General features: G+C 66.9%; 18 protein-coding genes. 10 read left to right on the top strand and 8 right to left on the bottom strand.

What is annotated here, in order from left to right; genetic code table 11:
* Window positions 1-33: 33 nt before the first annotated feature.
* A complete protein-coding gene (locus AC5Y7D_RS20105) occupies window positions 34-981 on the top strand; it encodes a class I SAM-dependent methyltransferase (protein WP_499927020.1) in 948 nt (315 codons plus the stop codon).
* 113 nt (window positions 982-1,094) lie between these two features.
* Complete coding sequence (locus AC5Y7D_RS20100; RefSeq protein ID WP_499927018.1) at window positions 1,095-3,053, top strand: PE family protein; 1,959 nt, start codon at window positions 1,095-1,097, stop codon at window positions 3,051-3,053.
* Between the two features lie 14 nt (window positions 3,054-3,067).
* Here the strand turns inward: AC5Y7D_RS20100 and AC5Y7D_RS20095 are convergent, their stop codons facing one another.
* On the bottom strand, window positions 3,068-3,904 hold the full coding sequence (locus tag AC5Y7D_RS20095; RefSeq protein WP_499927016.1) for a hypothetical protein: 837 nt from the start codon (window positions 3,902-3,904) through the stop codon (window positions 3,068-3,070).
* A gap of 90 nt (window positions 3,905-3,994) precedes the next feature.
* Here AC5Y7D_RS20095 and AC5Y7D_RS20090 point away from each other — a divergent pair, with 90 nt between their 5' ends.
* From AC5Y7D_RS20090 to AC5Y7D_RS20070, 5 genes are all read left to right on the top strand, one after another.
* On the top strand, window positions 3,995-4,408 hold the full coding sequence (locus AC5Y7D_RS20090) for an MmcQ/YjbR family DNA-binding protein (protein WP_499927014.1): 414 nt from the start codon (window positions 3,995-3,997) through the stop codon (window positions 4,406-4,408).
* A 76-nt stretch (window positions 4,409-4,484) separates the two neighbouring features.
* The gene (locus tag AC5Y7D_RS20085; RefSeq protein WP_499927013.1) at window positions 4,485-4,748 is read left to right on the top strand and encodes a hypothetical protein; all 264 of its coding nucleotides are present in this window, start codon (window positions 4,485-4,487) and stop codon (window positions 4,746-4,748) included.
* A gap of 11 nt (window positions 4,749-4,759) precedes the next feature.
* On the top strand, window positions 4,760-4,915 hold the full coding sequence (locus AC5Y7D_RS20080) for a DUF6131 family protein (RefSeq protein ID WP_499927011.1): 156 nt from the start codon (window positions 4,760-4,762) through the stop codon (window positions 4,913-4,915).
* Between the two features lie 142 nt (window positions 4,916-5,057).
* Window positions 5,058-5,762, top strand: coding sequence for a two-component system response regulator TcrX (gene tcrX / locus AC5Y7D_RS20075; protein ID WP_499927009.1), 705 nt, complete (start codon window positions 5,058-5,060; stop codon window positions 5,760-5,762).
* Window positions 5,740-7,242: a sensor histidine kinase gene (locus AC5Y7D_RS20070; RefSeq protein WP_499927007.1), complete on the top strand. Its 1,503-nt coding sequence runs from the start codon at window positions 5,740-5,742 to the stop codon at window positions 7,240-7,242. Before tcrX ends, AC5Y7D_RS20070 begins: the two co-directional genes overlap by 23 nt.
* Here the strand turns inward: AC5Y7D_RS20070 and AC5Y7D_RS20065 are convergent.
* Window positions 7,239-7,712, bottom strand: a complete 474-nt coding sequence (locus AC5Y7D_RS20065) for a lipoprotein LpqH (protein WP_499927005.1) — start codon at window positions 7,710-7,712, stop codon at window positions 7,239-7,241. The genes AC5Y7D_RS20070 and AC5Y7D_RS20065 overlap by 4 nt on opposite strands.
* A 132-nt stretch (window positions 7,713-7,844) precedes the next feature.
* Here AC5Y7D_RS20065 and AC5Y7D_RS20060 point away from each other — a divergent pair, with 132 nt between their 5' ends.
* Window positions 7,845-9,740: an alkyl/aryl-sulfatase gene (locus AC5Y7D_RS20060; RefSeq protein ID WP_499927134.1), complete on the top strand. Its 1,896-nt coding sequence runs from the start codon at window positions 7,845-7,847 to the stop codon at window positions 9,738-9,740.
* 72 nt (window positions 9,741-9,812) lie between these two features.
* Here the strand turns inward: AC5Y7D_RS20060 and AC5Y7D_RS20055 are convergent, their stop codons facing one another.
* Genes AC5Y7D_RS20055 through AC5Y7D_RS20035 form a run of 5 tightly spaced genes read right to left on the bottom strand, consistent with a single transcriptional unit; the run spans window position 9,813 to window position 14,508 of the window.
* Window positions 9,813-10,778, bottom strand: a complete 966-nt coding sequence (locus tag AC5Y7D_RS20055; protein WP_499927003.1) for an NADPH:quinone oxidoreductase family protein — start codon at window positions 10,776-10,778, stop codon at window positions 9,813-9,815.
* A complete protein-coding gene (locus tag AC5Y7D_RS20050; protein WP_499927001.1) occupies window positions 10,778-11,380 on the bottom strand; it encodes a TetR/AcrR family transcriptional regulator in 603 nt (200 codons plus the stop codon). Before AC5Y7D_RS20050 ends, AC5Y7D_RS20055 begins: the two co-directional genes overlap by 1 nt.
* Window positions 11,381-11,382: 2 nt before the next feature.
* Entirely contained in the window at window positions 11,383-12,684 is a 1,302-nt protein-coding gene (locus AC5Y7D_RS20045) for an acyl-CoA dehydrogenase family protein (protein WP_499927000.1), read from the bottom strand.
* Between the two features lie 17 nt (window positions 12,685-12,701).
* Window positions 12,702-13,466 carry an SDR family NAD(P)-dependent oxidoreductase gene (locus AC5Y7D_RS20040; protein ID WP_499926998.1) on the bottom strand — a complete coding sequence of 255 codons (765 nt, stop codon included), beginning with the start codon at window positions 13,464-13,466 and terminating at the stop codon, window positions 12,702-12,704.
* A gap of 1 nt (window position 13,467) precedes the next feature.
* Window positions 13,468-14,508 carry a phosphotransferase family protein gene (locus tag AC5Y7D_RS20035; RefSeq protein WP_499926996.1) on the bottom strand — a complete coding sequence of 347 codons (1,041 nt, stop codon included), beginning with the start codon at window positions 14,506-14,508 and terminating at the stop codon, window positions 13,468-13,470.
* 85 nt (window positions 14,509-14,593) lie between these two features.
* On the opposite strand from AC5Y7D_RS20035, the gene AC5Y7D_RS20030 reads away from it, so the two are divergent.
* Together AC5Y7D_RS20030 and AC5Y7D_RS20025 are read left to right on the top strand one after the other, a co-directional pair.
* Window positions 14,594-15,202, top strand: coding sequence for a histidine phosphatase family protein (locus tag AC5Y7D_RS20030; RefSeq protein ID WP_499926994.1), 609 nt, complete (start codon window positions 14,594-14,596; stop codon window positions 15,200-15,202).
* A gap of 35 nt (window positions 15,203-15,237) precedes the next feature.
* Window positions 15,238-16,284: a phosphotransferase family protein gene (locus AC5Y7D_RS20025; protein WP_499926992.1), complete on the top strand. Its 1,047-nt coding sequence runs from the start codon at window positions 15,238-15,240 to the stop codon at window positions 16,282-16,284.
* Here the strand turns inward: AC5Y7D_RS20025 and AC5Y7D_RS20020 are convergent.
* Window positions 16,281-16,655, bottom strand: coding sequence for a LapA family protein (locus AC5Y7D_RS20020; RefSeq protein ID WP_499926991.1), 375 nt, complete (start codon window positions 16,653-16,655; stop codon window positions 16,281-16,283). The two genes, AC5Y7D_RS20025 and AC5Y7D_RS20020, sit on opposite strands and share 4 nt — an antisense overlap.
* Window positions 16,656-16,767: the final 112 nt, after the last annotated feature.

Raw genomic sequence — 16,767 nt, 5'->3', positions numbered from 1 at the left:
CGTAAAGCTCACTTTTTCGGGAAGGGGACCGTCATGCGCACGGAGAACGATTCCTGGGAGATCACCCAAAGCGTGGGATCGACGGCTCTCGGTGTAGCGGCGGCCCGGGCCGCCGAAACCGAGAGCGCCAGCCCGCTGATCCAAGACCCGTTCGCGCGGGTGTTCCTCGATGCGGCGGGGGAGGGCATGTGGAGCATTTACGCCAACCCCGAGATGCTGGCCCGGGCCACCGAGATCGAGCCGGAGATGGCGTCGCGGGCGCACCTGATGATCGACTTCATGGCAACGCGCACGGCGTTCTTCGATGAGTACTTTCTGGGGGCGGCCGGGGCCGGGGTGCGGCAGGTCGTGATCCTGGCGGCGGGCCTGGACTCGCGTGCCTGGCGGCTGCCGTGGCCCGACGGCACCGTGGTCTACGAGTTGGACCAGCCCAAGGTGCTGGAGTTCAAGACCGCCACGTTGGACCGGCACGGTGCAACGCCGCGCGCCCAGCTGGTGAATGTCCCGATCGATTTGCGCCACGACTGGCCAAAAGCGTTGCAGGATGCGGGCTTCGACCCCGCCCGGCCGTCGGCCTGGTCGGCCGAGGGGCTGGTGCGCTACCTACCGGCGCAAGCCCAGGACCTGCTGTTCGAACGGATCGATGCGCTCAGCGCGCCGGGCAGCTGGTTGGCGTCCAACGTTCCCGGCGAGGGCTTCATGGATGCCGATCTGGTGCAGCGCCAGCGGCAAGAGATGCAACGCATGCGCGCGGTGGCCGCTCAAGTCACCGACGCCCCGATGCCGGCCGTTGAAGACCTCTGGTACGCCGAGGAGCGTACGGCGCTGCCGCAGTGGCTGCGGGAACGCGGCTGGGAGGCTTCGGCGGTGGACTTCCCCGGACTGATGGCCCGTTACGGCCGCAACGTCACGGATGGCACCGAAGTTTCGATGCCGCCGACCCTGTTTGTGTCCGCACAGCGGCCGAGCTCCCAGAATTAGTTTCTAGTAAAGGATTTCGGTTCTCTTAAACAGTCCAACAGCAGTGCGCTGAATCGGTATCGTGACGGCCACCAAGCAGTCGAATGCGGCTGAGGCAAGTGGAAAGGTCGACTGTGTCGTATCTGTTGGCGGCTCCCGGAATGTTGACTGCAGCGGCGACGGATCTGTCGGCGGTCGCCGCCAATCTGAGTTCCGCGAATCTCCGTGCGGCGGTTCCTACGGCCGAGATCTTCGCCGCGGGTGCAGATGAGGTGTCAGCCGCCATCGCCGCGCTGTTCTCCGGCCATGCCCGGCAGTATCAAGCACTCAGCGGCCAGGTGGCGGCCTTTCACGACCAGTTCGTGCAGACCTTGACCGGAGCTGCGGACAGCTACGCCTCTGCTGAAGCAGCAAACGTGACGCTGCAGGCCTGGCAACACGACATCCTCGGCGTCATCAACGCTCCCACGCAGGCCGTTCTCGGCCGGCCGCTGATCGGTGACGGTGCCGACGGCACGGCTGCGAACCCCAACGGCGGTGCCGGCGGACTGCTGTACGGCAGTGGAGGAAACGGCTTTTCGCAATCCGCGGCTGCCGCTGTGGGTGGCAGCGGTGGCGCGGCCGGGCTGATCGGCAACGGTGGTGCCGGCGGCGCCGGCGGGCCCAACGCGGGCGGTGGTGCCGGAGGCCAGGGTGGCTGGCTGTACGGCAACGGTGGCGCCGGCGGCAATGGTGGTTCGGGTGTGGCCGGTGTTAAAGGCGCGACTGGCTTCAACGGCGGCGCGGGCGGAGCCGGCGGCGCGGCGGGGCTGTGGGGCGCCGGCGGACAAGGCGGTGCCGGCGGGGCAGGCGGCGCAACCGGCGGTACCGGATTCGGTCCCAATTTCCAACCACTCTTCGGCCTGAATGGGGGTATCGGTGGCGCCGGCGGTACCGGCGGGGCGGGCGGCCTGTTGTTCGGCAACGCCGGCGCCGGCGGCCAGGGCGGTGCCGGCGGCGACGGAAACTGGGCCGAAATCGGCTGGCGCGGCGGTACCGGGGGCGCCGGTGGTGCAGGCGGGGCGGCGGGCCTGTTCGGTAACGGTGGCGCCGGCGCTGCCGGCGGCGCCGGTGGTCCGGCCGGGTTCTTCGCCGCGGGCGACGGGGGCGCCGGCGGTGGTGGTGGACGTGGCGGTTGGCTTCTGGGCGATGGTGGCGCGGCCGGGCAGGGAGGCGCGGGCGCGGCGGCAGGAATTCTCGACACCAACGGGACTCCGCAAGGCGCCTACGGTGGCGCCGGCGGTGCCGGTGGTTCCGGAGGTGCGGCGGGCTTGATCGGAAAGGGCGGTGCCGGAGCAGCCGGTGGGTCAGGCGGATTGACCGGCTTCGTGGACTCCCAGCCCGACGACGGGGGCTTCTTCATCGGTAGCGGCGGCCGCGGTGGCGATGGTGGTGGCGGCGGGCGTGGCGGCTGGCTGTTGGGTGCTGCCGGTGCCGGAGGAAATGGTGGTGCCGGCGGTGCGGGCCGGCTTGTCGACGGCAGCGGCGACGTCTATTTGGGTCTGCTCGCCGGCGCCGGGGGTACTGGTGGTGCCGGCGGCAACGCGGGGCTGTTCGGAGCCGGCGCGGTCGGCGGGGCCGGCGGCGACGGCGGGATCAGCGGCGACTTCGCCGGGGGCGCTGGGGGCGCCGGCGGCGCGGGTGGCAACGGCGGGATGCTGATCGGCAACGGTGGAACCGGTGGACACGGTGGAATCGGAGGCCGCGCCATCGCGGACTTCGAGGACCGTTTCGGGACCGGCGCCAACGGTGGTGCCGGTGGTAGCGGCGGCGCCAGCGGCTTGCTGTTCGGAAATGGCGGCACCGGTGGCGCCGGCGGTGCCGGCGGTTCTTCCTTCACCGAGGGCGGGGGCGGCGAGAACGGTGCCGCAGGAGGCGCGGGCGGCAACGGCGGTGCCGGGGGGGCGTCGCGGCTGTTCGGCACCGGCGGCGCCGGAGGCGCCGGAGCGCTCGGCGGTGCCCCGGCACCCCAGGGAGCCATCGGACCCGACGGGCTCGATGGCAGCGCCGGAGCGGACGGTGTTCTGGGCGCCGGCCCGGGTCTGATCGGATAGCTTCGCGGTCCGTTTCAGCTGGACGACTGGGATGACGGCGGCTGTTCCAGGTCCAGCTTGATCGCCGCGATCGCGTCGACCGGGGTCAGATTCTGACCCTCGCTGTTCTGACCCAGCTGGGGCCACCCTGCGCCGTCGGGCCCGCGTAGTTGATCCCAGATTTCGCGCACCTTCGTCAGCAGTTCGTTCTGCTCGTCATCGGTGAGAGCCATCAACCATCCTTCGCTCGTTGCGATGCCACACGCGGCGGCAAACTGTTGCGGGGTAAGTCCATTGGCCGAATTCATGTCGCAGCGGCCGAACGGCGGCGCGCCCTGCGGCAGATTCGGGCTGTAACCCTGGCCGTCGGTGTATTGGTGCGCCACCTGGCCGGGAAGATTTGGGTTGGACCCATATGCCGCCGCAATCACCCGCAGTCCCGGCGGACGCACCCGCCACATGTTGTAAAAGTCATAAGCGTTGGCATAACCGATAATTCGGGCCGGCGAGCCGGCGTAGTCAGCCAAATTCCAGTACAACTGGTTGATCCAGCCCGATCCGTCACCCGGCGGGTTGCCCCCCGATTCCACATCGAGCATCAGTGCCACCCGGGGATGCAGGCCACCCTCGGCGTCGATCATCGACCGCACCGTGTTGGCGTTGGCCAGCCAATTGGGGCGCACATAGGTGTACACGATGCCGAATGTCAGCCGGCCGCTGTCGATGGCACGTCGCATCCATGCGTAATTGCGTGCGAAGTTATGGTCACGGTACGTGCCGTCACTGACGCGAATCGATAACACTCGGTATGGATATGAGTCATTCACCGGCACTTGGTATTCCGAGACGTCGGCGAACAAGGTATCAGTCACCGTGTAGTTATCCCCCTCTGCTGCAACCCTTTTACCGGCTGCCAATGCTACAGCCGCGGACCGGCAAGCCTAGCCCGGTATCGTCACTGTATGGCTCATCGACCCGCCGAGGTTGGCGACGTGCATCGCATCGCCGCGTCCATGCCGCACGTCAAACGAGTGGAAGGGCCTAAGGGCAACACGATCTATCAAGTGGGCGGAAAGTCGTTCGTGTTCTTCCGCACCGCGCAACCGGATTGCACCGACCCCGACACCGGCGAGCGCTGGGCCGACGTGATCATGTTCTGGGTCGAGTCGCAAAGCGACAAGCTCGCCCTCATCCAGGACCCCGCCTCGCCGTTCTTCAGCACTGCCCACTTCGACGGGCACCCCTCGGTGCTGGTGCGCTCGAGCCGCCTGGCCGACATCGATGTTTCCGAGTTGACCGAACTCATTCAGGACGCGTGGCTGTCCCGGGCATCGAAAAAGCGCGCCGAGACGTGGCTCGCCGAACAAGGCGACTGATTCGACACGCCCTTTTCATGTTTAGGCATGAGTACAACGGGCAACGCTGCATGAGCGGGAATTGTTTCGGGCAACAATGGAGGTCACTATGGTGCGCGGTCGCGGAATTCTCGGTGCGATTGTTTTGATCTGGCTGCTCATAGGAGTCCTCGCAGCCTGGCAACGAGACTACTTCAAAGGCGAGCAAACAAGTTGTGCCTCAGCGGGAACCGTCGCGGTGACGGTGATCGCAGGGCCGCTGAATTACATGGGCGTGAATCCGAAAGTAAAGGATTGCCGGACGCCCAAGTTGCCGCAGCCCAGTTCGATGCAACCCATTGATCACATCCCTGCTAGGTAAAGGAAACCGCCATGATTGTCGTCGGTGCTCTCTTGCTCATCCTCGGCTTTGTCTTCGGTGTGCATTTGTTGACAGTGCTCGGAGTGATTCTGCTGATCATCGGTGCGGTGATGTGGGCCATGGGGTCCGTCGGTCGCCCGGTGGCCGGCAGGCGCTACTGGTACTAACGACGCCACACCGGGGAGGCCGCGTGATCGCCGTCGCGGTCGCGCGGCCTTTCACAGCCGGCGCATAGGGATGCCATAGCCTTGGCCCAGCCCGGTGCGGATACTGGAACGCGTGGCGGCTCCCCGAACTGAACGCGTGGTCATGTGTCGCGCCGACGGCCAACCGGTCACCGTGCTGGTGGTGGACGACGAACCCGTCCTGGCCGAGATGGTGTCGATGGCGCTGCGCTACGAGGGCTGGAACATCGCCACGGCAGGCGACGGCGCCTCCGCCCTCGCCGCCGCCCGCGCCGAACGCCCCGATGTAGTCGTGTTGGACGTGATGCTGCCTGACATGAGCGGGCTGGACGTCCTGCACCGTTTGCGGCAGGAGAATCCCGGTCTTCCCGTTCTGCTGCTGACAGCCAAGGACGCGGTGGAAGACCGCATCGCCGGATTGACCGCCGGCGGAGACGACTACGTCACCAAACCGTTCAGCATTGAAGAGGTGGTGCTGCGGTTGCGCGCCCTGCTGCGGCGCACCGGTGTCACGACGGTCGACAGTGGCGCCCAACTCGTCGTCGGTGATCTGGTTCTTGACGAAGACAGCCACGAAGTGACCCGGGCCGGCGAACCGATCTCGTTGACCTCCACCGAGTTTGAGCTGCTGCGCTTCATGATGCGCAACGCCAGAAGGGTGCTGAGCAAGGCGCAGATCCTGGATCGTGTCTGGAGCTATGACTTCGGTGGCCGATCGAACATCGTCGAGCTCTACATCTCATACCTGCGCAAGAAGATCGACAACGGTCGCGAACCCATGATCCACACGCTGCGCGGCGCAGGATATGTCCTCAAGCCGGCGCGCTAGGAGCCCTCGGGTCTGGTCGCTGCGGCTGCGCCTTCTCCTGGGACAGGTCGCCGTGCTTGCCGTGGTGTGTATTGGCATCACCGCCGCAACCGAACTCGCGCTGCGCCACCACCTACTGGCCCAGCTGGACAGCCAGCTCAGCGGCACCTCGTATCGCTCGTCGTTGCTGTATCCCGAATCACCGCGCCGGCGCGAGCCGCGGGTACCCAAGATCGGCCCGGGCCCGAGATTCCTGGACGCGCCCGGCCAGCCGGCCGGCATGGTCGCGGCGGTGGTCAGTGACGGCAAGACCGTGGACGCCGGTTACCTGACCAGCAGCGGCACTCGGGCCGCGTTGACGCCGACCGCCCAGCACCAGCTTGAGCAGATCGCCGGCAGCCGGTTGCCGGTGACGCTGAATCTCGACGGTCTGGGCCGCTACCGGGTCGTCGCCGCCCCGAGCCGCAACCGGACCGATGTCATCGTCACGGGCCTGTCGATGTCGAACATCGACGCCACCGCGTTCCGGATGCTGATCATCTTCGGCATCGTCACCGTGATCGCACTGGTCGCGGCGACGACCGCCGGGGTGGTGATCATCCGGCGGGCGCTGGCGCCGTTGCGGCGCGTCTCCCAAACCGCGGCCAGGGTGGTCGACCTGCCGCTGGACCGCGGCGAGGTGGAGCTGCCGGTCCGGGTGTCCGAAGCCGACGCGAATCCGTATACCGAAGTGGGTCAACTCGGTTCGGCGCTCAACCGGATGCTGGACCACATCTCTGCGGCCCTGTCGACCCGCCAGGCCAGCGAGACCCGGGTGCGCCAATTCGTCGCTGACGCCAGCCACGAACTGCGCACACCGTTGGCCGCGATCCGCGGTTACACCGAACTTGCCCAACGGATGGGTGACGACCGCGAGGCGGTGGCGCACGCCATGAGCCGCGTCGCCTCGGAGACAGAGCGAATAACGCGTCTTGTCGAGGACCTGCTGCTGCTGGCGCGGCTGGATTCCGGTCGGCCGCTGGAGCGAGAACCGGTGGACCTGTCGCGCCTTGCCGTCGACGCGGTCAGCGACGCGCACATCGCGGGTCCGGATCACCAGTGGGAACTCGACCTGCCGCCCGAACCGGTGATGGTTACCGGTGATGAGGCACGACTGCATCAGGTGTTGGCGAATCTGCTTGCCAACGCCCGGATTCACACCGGACCAGGCACCGTCGTCACCACCCGGCTGAGCGCAGAGCCGACGCACACGGTGTTGCAGGTCATCGACAACGGCCCGGGGATACCCGCGGCGCAACAGTCGGAGGTGTTCGAACGTTTCGCCCGTGGCGACAGCTCACGTTCGCGCAAGGGCGGTAGTACCGGGCTTGGTCTGGCGATCGCCTCCGCCGTCGTCAAAGCGCACAACGGGACGATCACGCTGGACAGCAAGCCCGGCCACACCGACTTCGCGGTGCGGTTGCCGGTCGATGGGTGGCAACCGCCCGCACCGTCACCCTAGGAGCAGGTGACGTCGATCTCGAATGGCTTGTTGACCGGGGACATCGGGTTGGCCATGTCAATCCCGGTGGCAGTGCCGGTGATCTTGTAGCTGTTGCCGTTCTTGGTCGCCTCGGCCTTGCCCTGGCCGGTGCCGGAGGTGTAAGCGAGGGTCACGCCGTTGACGTTGCCCAGACCCACCGACTTGACCTCGGGAGGGTTGGCGTCGGTGAGCACCGCGGCGATACCGGTCGCCTGGCCACCGATCGCGATGTTGACGTTGCCGGCCGCCGTGGTGCACACGGTCGTTCCGGTGACGTGCTGGTCTTGGCCGTCGATGATGACCTTCGTGCCCGAAGCTCCGCCGCCGCTGCTGCCCGACGTGGCACTCGAGGACCCGCTGCTCGTGTTGGACTTGTTGCTCGAACATCCGGAAAGACCTGCGACCAGAATGGCCGCTCCTGCCACCGCAACCGTCAGTCCACGTTTCACCTGTGCTCCTTTGCCCGTTGTAGCGGCCCATCCTCATTGCGGACCGCCCCGGGAAGTATGCGACGTGACCCGACTGAATGGCTAGGGTCCGGCGAAATAATTTGCCCGCGGGTTGTTACTCGGGAATGCTCGATTGATGGCAAGGTAGGGCCGGTGGATCACAAGTCTCCTACCGCGACAATCGAGTCGGCGCACCGCAGCCATGCGCTACCGCTGCATGACACAAGGGATTTCGACGACGCCGACCGCGGGTTCATCGCCGCGCTGACCCCCTGCGTCATCAAGGCGGCCGACGGCCGCGTGGTCTGGGACAACGACGTGTACTCATTCCTCGACGGGCCGGCCCCCCCGTCGGTCCATCCCAGCCTCTGGCGCCAGTCCACGCTGGCCGCCAAACAGGGCCTGTACGAGGTGGTGCCCGGCATCTACCAGGTGCGCGGCTTCGACATCTCCAACGTCAGTTTCATCGAAGGCGACACCGGAGTCATCGTCATCGACCCGCTGGTCTCCACCGAGGTAGCGGCGGCCGCACTGCAGTTGTACCGCTCCCATCGAGGCGGCGACCGGCCAGTCGTAGCGGTGATCTACACCCACAGCCATGTCGACCACTTCGGCGGCGTGCTCGGCGTGACCTCGCAAGCCGACGTCGACGACGGGAAAGTGGCGGTGCTCGCACCGGAGGGTTTTACCGCACACGCCGTGCAGGAGAACGTCTATGCCGGTCCGGCGATGACCCGCCGCGCGACCTACATGTACGGCACGCTGCTGCAACGGGGGCCGCAGGAGCAGGTCGGTTGCGGGCTGGGCCAGACGCCGTCGACCGGTGAGGTAGGGCTGATCGTCCCCACGGTCGATATTCGGGAGACCGGTGAGACGCACACCATCGACGGAGTGCAGATCGAGTTCCAGATGGCGCCGGGTACCGAGGCCCCCGCCGAAATGCATTTCTATTTCCCGCAATTCCGTGCCCTGTGCATGGCCGAGAACGCCACCCACAACCTGCACAACCTGCTGACCCTGCGCGGCGCGCTGGTGCGTGATCCGCATGCCTGGTCCGGTTATCTCACCGAGGCGATCCACTCCTTCGCCGATCGGACCGACGTCGTCTTCGCTTCTCATCACTGGCCGACCTGGGGTCACGAGCGCATCGTCGAATTTCTCTCCCTGCAGCGCGACCTGTACGCGTACCTGCACGACCAGACGCTGCGACTGCTCAACCAGGGCTTCACCGGCGTCGAGATCGCTGAAATGTTCCAGTTGCCACCGGCTTTGGATCAGGCCTGGCATGCGCGCGGGTACTACGGCTCGGTCAGCCACAATGTGAAGGCCGTGTACCAGCGCTACATGGGATGGTTCGACGGCAACCCCGGGCGGTTGTGGCCGCACCCGCCCGAGGCGCTGGGTCCCCGGTACGTTCAAGCTCTCGGCGGTATCGACAGGGTGGTCGAGCTGGCCCGCGCTGCCTTCGATTCCGGCGATTTCCGCTGGGCGGCAACGTTACTCGACCACGCCATGTTCACCGACGAGCAGCACGGCGCGGCGCGAGAGCTGTACGCGGACACGCTGGAACAGTTGGGCTACGGGGCCGAGAACGCGACGTGGCGCAACTTCTTCATGAGCGGCGCCACCGAACTGCGGGTCGGCAACTTCGGGACGGCGACGCAAGCCACCTCGTTGACCCTGCTTTCGCAGTTGACACCCGAGCAGATCTTCGACGGCCTCGCCATCCGGGTGAACGGTCCGCGCAGCTGGGATCTGGACATCGCGATCGACATCACGTTCGCCGACCTGGACGCGAATTACCGGCTTGGCCTGCGCAACGGTGTACTGGTACGGCGCCGAGTTCCCGCCGATCCCGCCAGCGCGACGGTTACGGTCAAGCTCGACACCAAGTTTCGGCTTCTCGGTGTCGCGATGGGCGACTTCAGCTCACCCGGCCTAGAGGTGTCGGGCGACCAGAGCGCGCTGCAGTCGCTGCTGGCGGTACTCGATCAGCCTGACCCCAACTTCAACATCGTGGTCCCGTAGGAGGGGCGAGCAGACGCAAAAGCTCCTTTGGAGCATGCGCTCCCGGGGGCTTTTGCGTCTGCTCGCCGCGGGTCAGGCGACGTCGATGATGACCTTGCCCAGCACTTTGCGGTCGGCGACGTAACGCAACGCCGCGGAGGTTTCGGCGAGCGGAAATCGGGCGCCGATGTAGGGCCGGATCCTGCCGTCGGCGAAGAGCCGCGAAAGCTCCGCCAGGTCGCGGGCGCACTCGTCGGGATAGTCTTCGGCGAAAGTGCGGATCTCCATGCCGCGAATGGTGATGTTCTTGAGCATCACCAGATTCAGCGGAATGGCCGGGATCGATCCGGCCGCGTAGCCGAGCGTGACGAACATACCTCCGCGGGCCAGGCCCCGCAGTGCGGGTTCCGCATAGGATCCGCCGACCGGGTCCAGGACCACCCGGGCGCTGTCGCCGGTCAGTTCCCGGATCCGTAGCTTGAGGTCCTCGTCGTCGTAGTCGACGGTCGCCTCGGCGCCGCGCTGGCGGCACAGGTCCAATTTTCGGGGGCTGGATGCCGCCGCCAGCACCCGCGCGCCCATCGCTACTGCCAGGTCGACTGCCGCCAGTCCCACTCCGCCGGCCGCCCCCAGCACCACGACCCACTCGCCCGCGGCGACCTCGGCCACCGAGCGCAGCGCGTGGTACGCGGTCCGATAGGTCACGCCGAAGGCTGCGGCAGAGCCGAAGTCCACCCCGTCGGGCAGCGGTGCGGCCGTCGCGGCATCCAGCACTGCCAACTCGGCGAACGCCCCGAATGTCGTGCCGAACACTGGCTGCCCGGGGGCGAAGGACGCGCCGTCGCCGCCCACCACCTCACCGGCGATCTCATTGCCGGGGATGAACGGCGGCGGGATCTTGATCTGGTACTTGCCCGCGATGAACAGCACGTCCGGGAAGTTCACCGCCGCGGCATGTACCCGCACCAGCAACTGTCCCGGCGCCGGCACCGGGTCGGCAACCTCGGCGAGGACCAGGTCCTCCGGGGGCCCGTAGGCGTTGCAGACGATGGCGCGCATCAACCGACTCCCAGCCCGAGCAGGCAGAACTGCACCAGGTGCTCGATGTCTTCCCGGGCCGGCCGGTCGGCCGAACCGACGTACCGTCGCATCATCGCGACGGTGCCACCGTAGACCGCCTCGACATCGCGTTCGACGTCGGCGCTGCCCAGCGCGGCGACCGGTTCCACCAACAGCTCCCGCAGCGGCAGCAGCATTTCCCGGTCGGCGGCAAGCCAGTTCGACATCTGCCCGGCAGCCGCGCGACTCATGCTGATCAGGTGTGGGTCGGCAACCTGGGCCAGGGCTCCCTCGATCCAGCAGGCGACCTTGTCCTGCGGCCGCGACTGCTTGGCCATCTGATGCTGCAGATAGGACACGACGATCGCCACACCACGCTCCATCACCGCCAGGATGAGGTCGTCCTTCCCGGCGAAATAACGGTAGAACGCCTTGTTCGACGAACCCGCCTCGGCGACGATGTCGCTGACCCGGGGCGGTTCGGGGGCCACCCGCTGCATCACCCGAACCGCGGCGGCCAGGATGCGTTCCACCTCTTCGGTGGCCTCACGCTGCCGGTCGTCGAGGGCGCGCTCGACGGCCGCGGTCACACGATCAGCCACGGTCAATCGGGAAGTGCCGGAACACGATCGATCACCCCGGCGTACTTCTTGCGTGCCGCCTCGCGGCGAACCTCGAGCATCTCGCTGGGCCACTCGCCTTCCTCGGCCGCATAGCCCTTCAGCAGCATTCGAGCCAGATTGACCTTGTGCGCCTCCGTCGGTCCATCGGCCAGTCCCAGGGCGATACCGCCGAGCAACACGTTGACCAGCGGCAACTGGTCGCTCAGCCCGAGTGCGCCGTGTACCTGGATGGCCCGCAGCGCAATGGATTTCAGGACCTGAGAGGCCAAGATCTTACAGACGCCGATCTCGGCGCGGGCCGCGCGTTCGTCGCCGTTGTCGATCAGCCAGGCGGCGTGCAGCACGGTCAGGCGGAACGGAACCAACTCGGTGTGCGAGTCGGCGATGAACTCCTGCACCAGTTGTTTGTCGGCCAGCGAACTGCCCTGAGTGAAACGGCTTTTCGCGCGCCGCGACATCATTTCAATGGCTCGTTGCGCCATTCCGATGGAGCGCATGGCATGGTGCAGGCGGCCCCCGGCCAGTCGCGTCTGCAGAATCTGGAAACCCTGTCCCGGCTCGCCCAGCAGCGCGTCGGCGCCGACCCGTACGTCCCGGTAGCGAACCAGCGCATGGCCCGGTTCGTGCGGGTCCGCCCCGACCAGGTGATGGTTGGCTTCGATGGTCAGACCCGGTGTGCCGGCCGGGATCAGGAAGGTGGACGCACCATGGTGCACCGGCACGTCCGGATCGGTGATGGCGACCACGATGAAGAAGGAGGCGACGGAGGCGTTGGAAGAGAAGAACTTCTGTCCGTTGATCAACCACTCGTCACCGTCGCGCACGGCCGCGGTGGTGAATACCCGCGGGTCGGCGCCGCCCTGCGGTTCGGTCATCGAGAAGCAGGAGAAGATCTCACCGGAGAGCAGCCCGGCCAGGTAGCGGTCCTTCTGTTCCTGGGTGCCGAAGCGCGCCAGAATTTCCGCGTTGCCGGTGTCGGGGGCCTGAGTCCCGAAAATGATCGGCGCCCAGGGACTCCGGCCGAGGATCTCGTTGATCAGCGTCAGTTTCACCGCGCCGAAGCCCTGACCGCCGAGTTCGGGGCCCAAGTGTGGTGCCCACAATCCCTGGTCGCGCACCTGCTGCTTGAGGGGATCGACGATGCGTCGCCGCTCGTCGTTCAGCGGCAGAAATTCGCAGCCGGGAAACAGTACTTCCAGCGGTTCCACTTCGTCGTGAACGAAACTGCGGACCCACTCGAGCTTTTCCTCGAATTCCGGCTCGGTGGAGAAGTCCCATGCCATCGAATACCTCCTGACTGTCAGGGAATGCCGCCGTCGGCCCGAACGATCGAGCCGGTGGTGAAACTGGACGCGTCGGACGCCAGAAACAATGCAGCGCCTACGATTTCGGACGGTTCCCCGGCACGCTTGAGCGACAGGTGCCCGAACATATCGGTATTGCGCTCTTCCAGGTTCCACGCCTTGCTGACGTCGGTCAGAAACGGCCCGGCCATCAGCGTGTTGACCCGCACGGTAGGTCCGAACGCGCGCGCGAAGCCCTCGGTCATCGCGTTGAGTCCGGCCTTGGCCGACGCGTAGGGAATGATGTCGGGGCTCGGGCGCAACGAGCCCGCCGAGCTGACGTTGATGATCGAGCCGCGGCCGGCGGCCACCATCCGTTCACCTACCAACGCCGAAAGCCGGAAGGGCCCTTTGAGATTGAGGTTGAAGACCGAGTCGTACAGCTTCTCGCTGACCTCGGAGAGCTTGCCGTACAGCGGCGACATGCCGGCGTTGTTGATCAAGGTGTCGACCTTGCCGAAAGCGTCGTAGCTCGCCTCCACCAGTCCGTCGAGCTGATCCCAACGGCCCACGTGCACCTGATAAGGCAGTGCGGTGCGGCCGGTCTGGGCTTCGATCTCCTTGGCGACGGCCACGCAGTTGTCCATGTTGCGGCTGGCGATCACCACGTCGGCACCGCAACGCGCGACACCGAATGCCATCTCCCGCCCCAGTCCACGGCTACCGCCGGTGATCAGCACCACCTGGTCGGTGAGGTCGAAAAGTTCGTCCGCGTAGCCCATGTCAGCACCGGGTCAGTTCGGCGGCGGTCGCGATGAGTTGTGGAATCATCGCCCCGAAAGCCTCTTTGATCTTCGGGTCGATCCTTCCGGTGCGCACGCCGGACGCGTAGGTCTTCTCCAGCACGATGCCGAGCTTCCAGTTCGCCAACACCAGGTAATAGTCGATGTTCTCGGTAGACAACCCGCTGACCGACTCGTAGCGGGACAGCAGTTCGCGACGCGGGGGCATGCCGGTCATGTCGAGGTAGAACCCCCCGGTGCGGGGTTGCTCCCCGTCGTAACCCAACAGCGCCCAGGCCAGATCGAGCAGCGGATCACCGACGGTCGTCATCTCCCAGTCCACGATCGCGGCCAGTCGGGCCGGCGCCCCGGGCGCGAACATCACGTTGGCGAATTGGTAGTCGCCGTGCATGATGCCGGGCGTGTAGTGCGCCGGCCGATGGCGACGCAGCCAGTTCGCGGCCTCGCCCAGGCCGGGCAGTTCACGCACCCGGTAGGCCTCGAGAAAAGCCAGCCAGCGGTCGACTTGACGCTCGTGAAATCCGTCGGGGCGCCCGAAGCCTGCCAGGCCCTGCGCGCGCCAGTCCACCCGGCCCAATTTGGCTGCGCCCTGCACGAGTTGGAACGCCAGTTCGCGGCGCGCCGCCAGGTCGGTGTCGAAGGGTGCCCGCCACCCGCCGTCCATCGGGCTCCAGCCCTCGACAGCGCGCATCACGTAAAACGGCAGACCCAGTATCGAGCCGGTCTCGTCGGCGGCGATCAGGTCCGCGTGCGGCACATCGGTGCCGGACAGCGCCCGTACCAGCCGGATCTCGCGCCGCAAGCCGTCGATACGCGCAGCATCGGCCCGCGGACCGGGCATCCGCAGCACCATCCGCTCCGGCCCCCGCCGGACCATATAAAGGGTGTTCTGCGAACCGCCGCTGAGTGGATCCAGGACAGGAGCCTCGCCGTGTCCCGGCGCGTCCTGCGCATCGAGCCACCGACCGAGCACGCCGGCATCCAGTGCGGTTTCACTCGCGGTCGCCGGTGAATCGGCCATGTCTGCACACTCACTCTCTGCTCGGAGAATAGCATTCTCTACTGGGTCGGCAAGGTGCTCCGGAGCTGCATGCAAGGCTTGGCGCATGCAACTCCTTCTGGTCCGGCATGCGTTGCCGCTGCGCAGCGACCATGGCCAGGGCTCCGATCCCGACCTGTCCGAGACGGGATTGCAGCAGGTCGCGCGGCTGCCGGAGGCGCTGGCCCGGTTTCCTATTTCCCGGGTGGTGAGCAGCCCCCAGCGCCGGGCGATCCAGACCGCGGAGCCCCTCGCGCACGCCCGCGAGCTGACCGTCCAAATCGAGGATCGACTGGCCGAGTACGACCGCGACCTGGCGTCCTACATCCCGGTCGAACAGATTCGCACCGAGTTCCCGCAGGAGTGGGAGCGGATGGCGCAGGGGCATCTGCCCAGTGCGGTCGATGAGGATGCCTTCCGCACGCGGGTGCGTTCCGCGATCGACGACCTGGTCGCCGCCGCCGAACCCGAGGAGACCATCGCCGCGTTCAGCCACGGCGGGGTGATCAACGTGGTGCTGCACGAGATTCTCGGCACCGCGCGGTTGCTGTCGTTTCCCATCGACTACGCGTCGGTGACGCGGCTACTGTTCTCGCGGACCGGGCAGGCGACGGTGGCGACGGTCAACGCCACCGAGCATGTGTGGGATCTGCTGCCCCGAAACCAAAGGTGGTGAGTCGACCGTCGACCCCACGGTGGTAAACAAGTGCGGTGACTTCGGTGGACCGACTTGACGGCCTTGAGTTGGCTGCGCTGGACGGGTATCTGCGCTCACTGGACATCCCGCGCCAGGGCGAATTGCGCGGTGAGTTCATCTCCGGCGGCCGCTCCAACCTGACCTTCCGCGTCTACGACGATGCGACGAGCTGGGTGGTTCGGCGTCCACCGCTGCACGGCCTGACGCCGTCCGCGCATGACATGTCCCGGGAATTCAAGGTGGTGGCCGCGCTGCAGGACACCCCGGTGCCCGTGGCGCGCGCGATCGCGCTGTGTGAGGACGACACGGTGCTGGGCGCACCGTTCCAGATCGTCGAATTCGTTGCCGGACAGGTGGTGCGGCGGCGCTCCGAGCTCGAAGTACTGGGCCGCCGTGCCATCGACGGCTGCGTCGACTCGCTGATCCGGGTCCTCGTCGACCTGCACAGCATCGACCCAGCCGCCATCGGGCTGGGCGACTTCGGCAAGCCCGACGGCTATCTGCAACGCCAGGTGCGGCGCTGGGGCTCGCAGTGGGAGCTGGTGCGGTTGCCCGAAGACCGTCGGGACGACGACGTCGCCCGATTGCATGCGGCGCTGCAGCAGGCCATTCCGCAACAGAGCCGGACCTCGATCGTGCACGGCGACTACCGAATCGACAACACCATCCTGGACGCCGACGACCCGACCATCGTGCGGGCGGTCGTCGACTGGGAGCTGTCGACGCTGGGCGATCCGATCAGCGACGCCGCCCTGATGTGTGTCTACCGCGACCCCGCGCTGGACCTGATCATCGATACCCAGGCCGCGTGGACCTCGCCGCTGCTGCCGTCGGCCGACGAACTCGCCGATCGGTATTCGCTGGTCTCCGGGCAGCCGCTCGGGCAGTGGGAGTTCTACATGGCGCTGGCGTACTTCAAGCTGGCGATCATCGCCGCGGGCATCGACTTCCGGCGGCGCATGTCCGAGCAGGACGACGGACAGGATGCCCCCGACGACGCGACCGATGTGGTGGCGCCCTTGATCTCGCGCGGACTGGCCGAGATCGCCAAGCTGGCTTAGCGGGTGGCGGCGGTCAGGTTCGTCTTGGCCGCCCGGCGCAACTGCAGGATGCGGGCGGTACCCACGGCGACGGTGATCAACCCGCCGACCACGGCAGCCAGCAGTATCGCCACACCCAGCGGCAGCGTCCAGTGCCAGCCCAGGAACGTGAACGCGGTGGGGACCGTGTTCTGGGCGATGAAGACCAGCAGCAGGATCAGGATCAGGAAGCCCGCGATCAGCGACGACCACAGGGCGCCGGCCCGGGTGAACGCGGATGCCTTGTCCTTGGGCAGCGGGCGGGACTGTGGCGGCGGCGCGGGACGGCGAGACGGCGCGGGATCGGGCCGCGGCTGCTCGGGGGGAAGCGAGCCAGGAGGCGTGCTGGTCATATGTTCATCTTTCTCCATCCGGGCCGGAATGAAACCCAATCACAAGAAAACTCCTGGCGCGCTCGGCTGCGGGTGCGTTGCGGCAACGTAGTCTCGGCAGGGTGAAGGGGCT

The sequence above is a fragment of the Mycobacterium sp. NGS49 genome, assembly GCF_059812565.1.
This window is presented reverse-complemented; position numbering and strand designations above follow the sequence as displayed.

What these genes read in the sequence shown, in the direction of transcription:
- AC5Y7D_RS20105 (WP_499927020.1), top strand. Translation starts at nt 34, where the DNA reads ATGCGCACGGAGAACGATTCCTGGGAGATCACCCAAAGCGTGGGATCG.
- AC5Y7D_RS20090 (WP_499927014.1), top strand. Translation starts at nt 3,995, where the DNA reads ATGGCTCATCGACCCGCCGAGGTTGGCGACGTGCATCGCATCGCCGCG.
- AC5Y7D_RS20085 (WP_499927013.1), top strand. Translation starts at nt 4,485, where the DNA reads ATGGAGGTCACTATGGTGCGCGGTCGCGGAATTCTCGGTGCGATTGTT.
- AC5Y7D_RS20080 (WP_499927011.1), top strand. Translation starts at nt 4,760, where the DNA reads ATGATTGTCGTCGGTGCTCTCTTGCTCATCCTCGGCTTTGTCTTCGGT.
- tcrX (WP_499927009.1), top strand. Translation starts at nt 5,058, where the DNA reads ATGTGTCGCGCCGACGGCCAACCGGTCACCGTGCTGGTGGTGGACGAC.
- AC5Y7D_RS20070 (WP_499927007.1), top strand. Translation starts at nt 5,740, where the DNA reads ATGTCCTCAAGCCGGCGCGCTAGGAGCCCTCGGGTCTGGTCGCTGCGG.
- AC5Y7D_RS20055 (WP_499927003.1), bottom strand. Translation starts at nt 10,778, where the DNA reads ATGCGCGCCATCGTCTGCAACGCCTACGGGCCCCCGGAGGACCTGGTC.
- AC5Y7D_RS20045 (WP_499927000.1), bottom strand. Translation starts at nt 12,684, where the DNA reads ATGGCATGGGACTTCTCCACCGAGCCGGAATTCGAGGAAAAGCTCGAG.
- AC5Y7D_RS20040 (WP_499926998.1), bottom strand. Translation starts at nt 13,466, where the DNA reads ATGGGCTACGCGGACGAACTTTTCGACCTCACCGACCAGGTGGTGCTG.
- AC5Y7D_RS20035 (WP_499926996.1), bottom strand. Translation starts at nt 14,508, where the DNA reads ATGGCCGATTCACCGGCGACCGCGAGTGAAACCGCACTGGATGCCGGC.
- AC5Y7D_RS20030 (WP_499926994.1), top strand. Translation starts at nt 14,594, where the DNA reads ATGCAACTCCTTCTGGTCCGGCATGCGTTGCCGCTGCGCAGCGACCAT.
- AC5Y7D_RS20020 (WP_499926991.1), bottom strand. Translation starts at nt 16,655, where the DNA reads ATGACCAGCACGCCTCCTGGCTCGCTTCCCCCCGAGCAGCCGCGGCCC.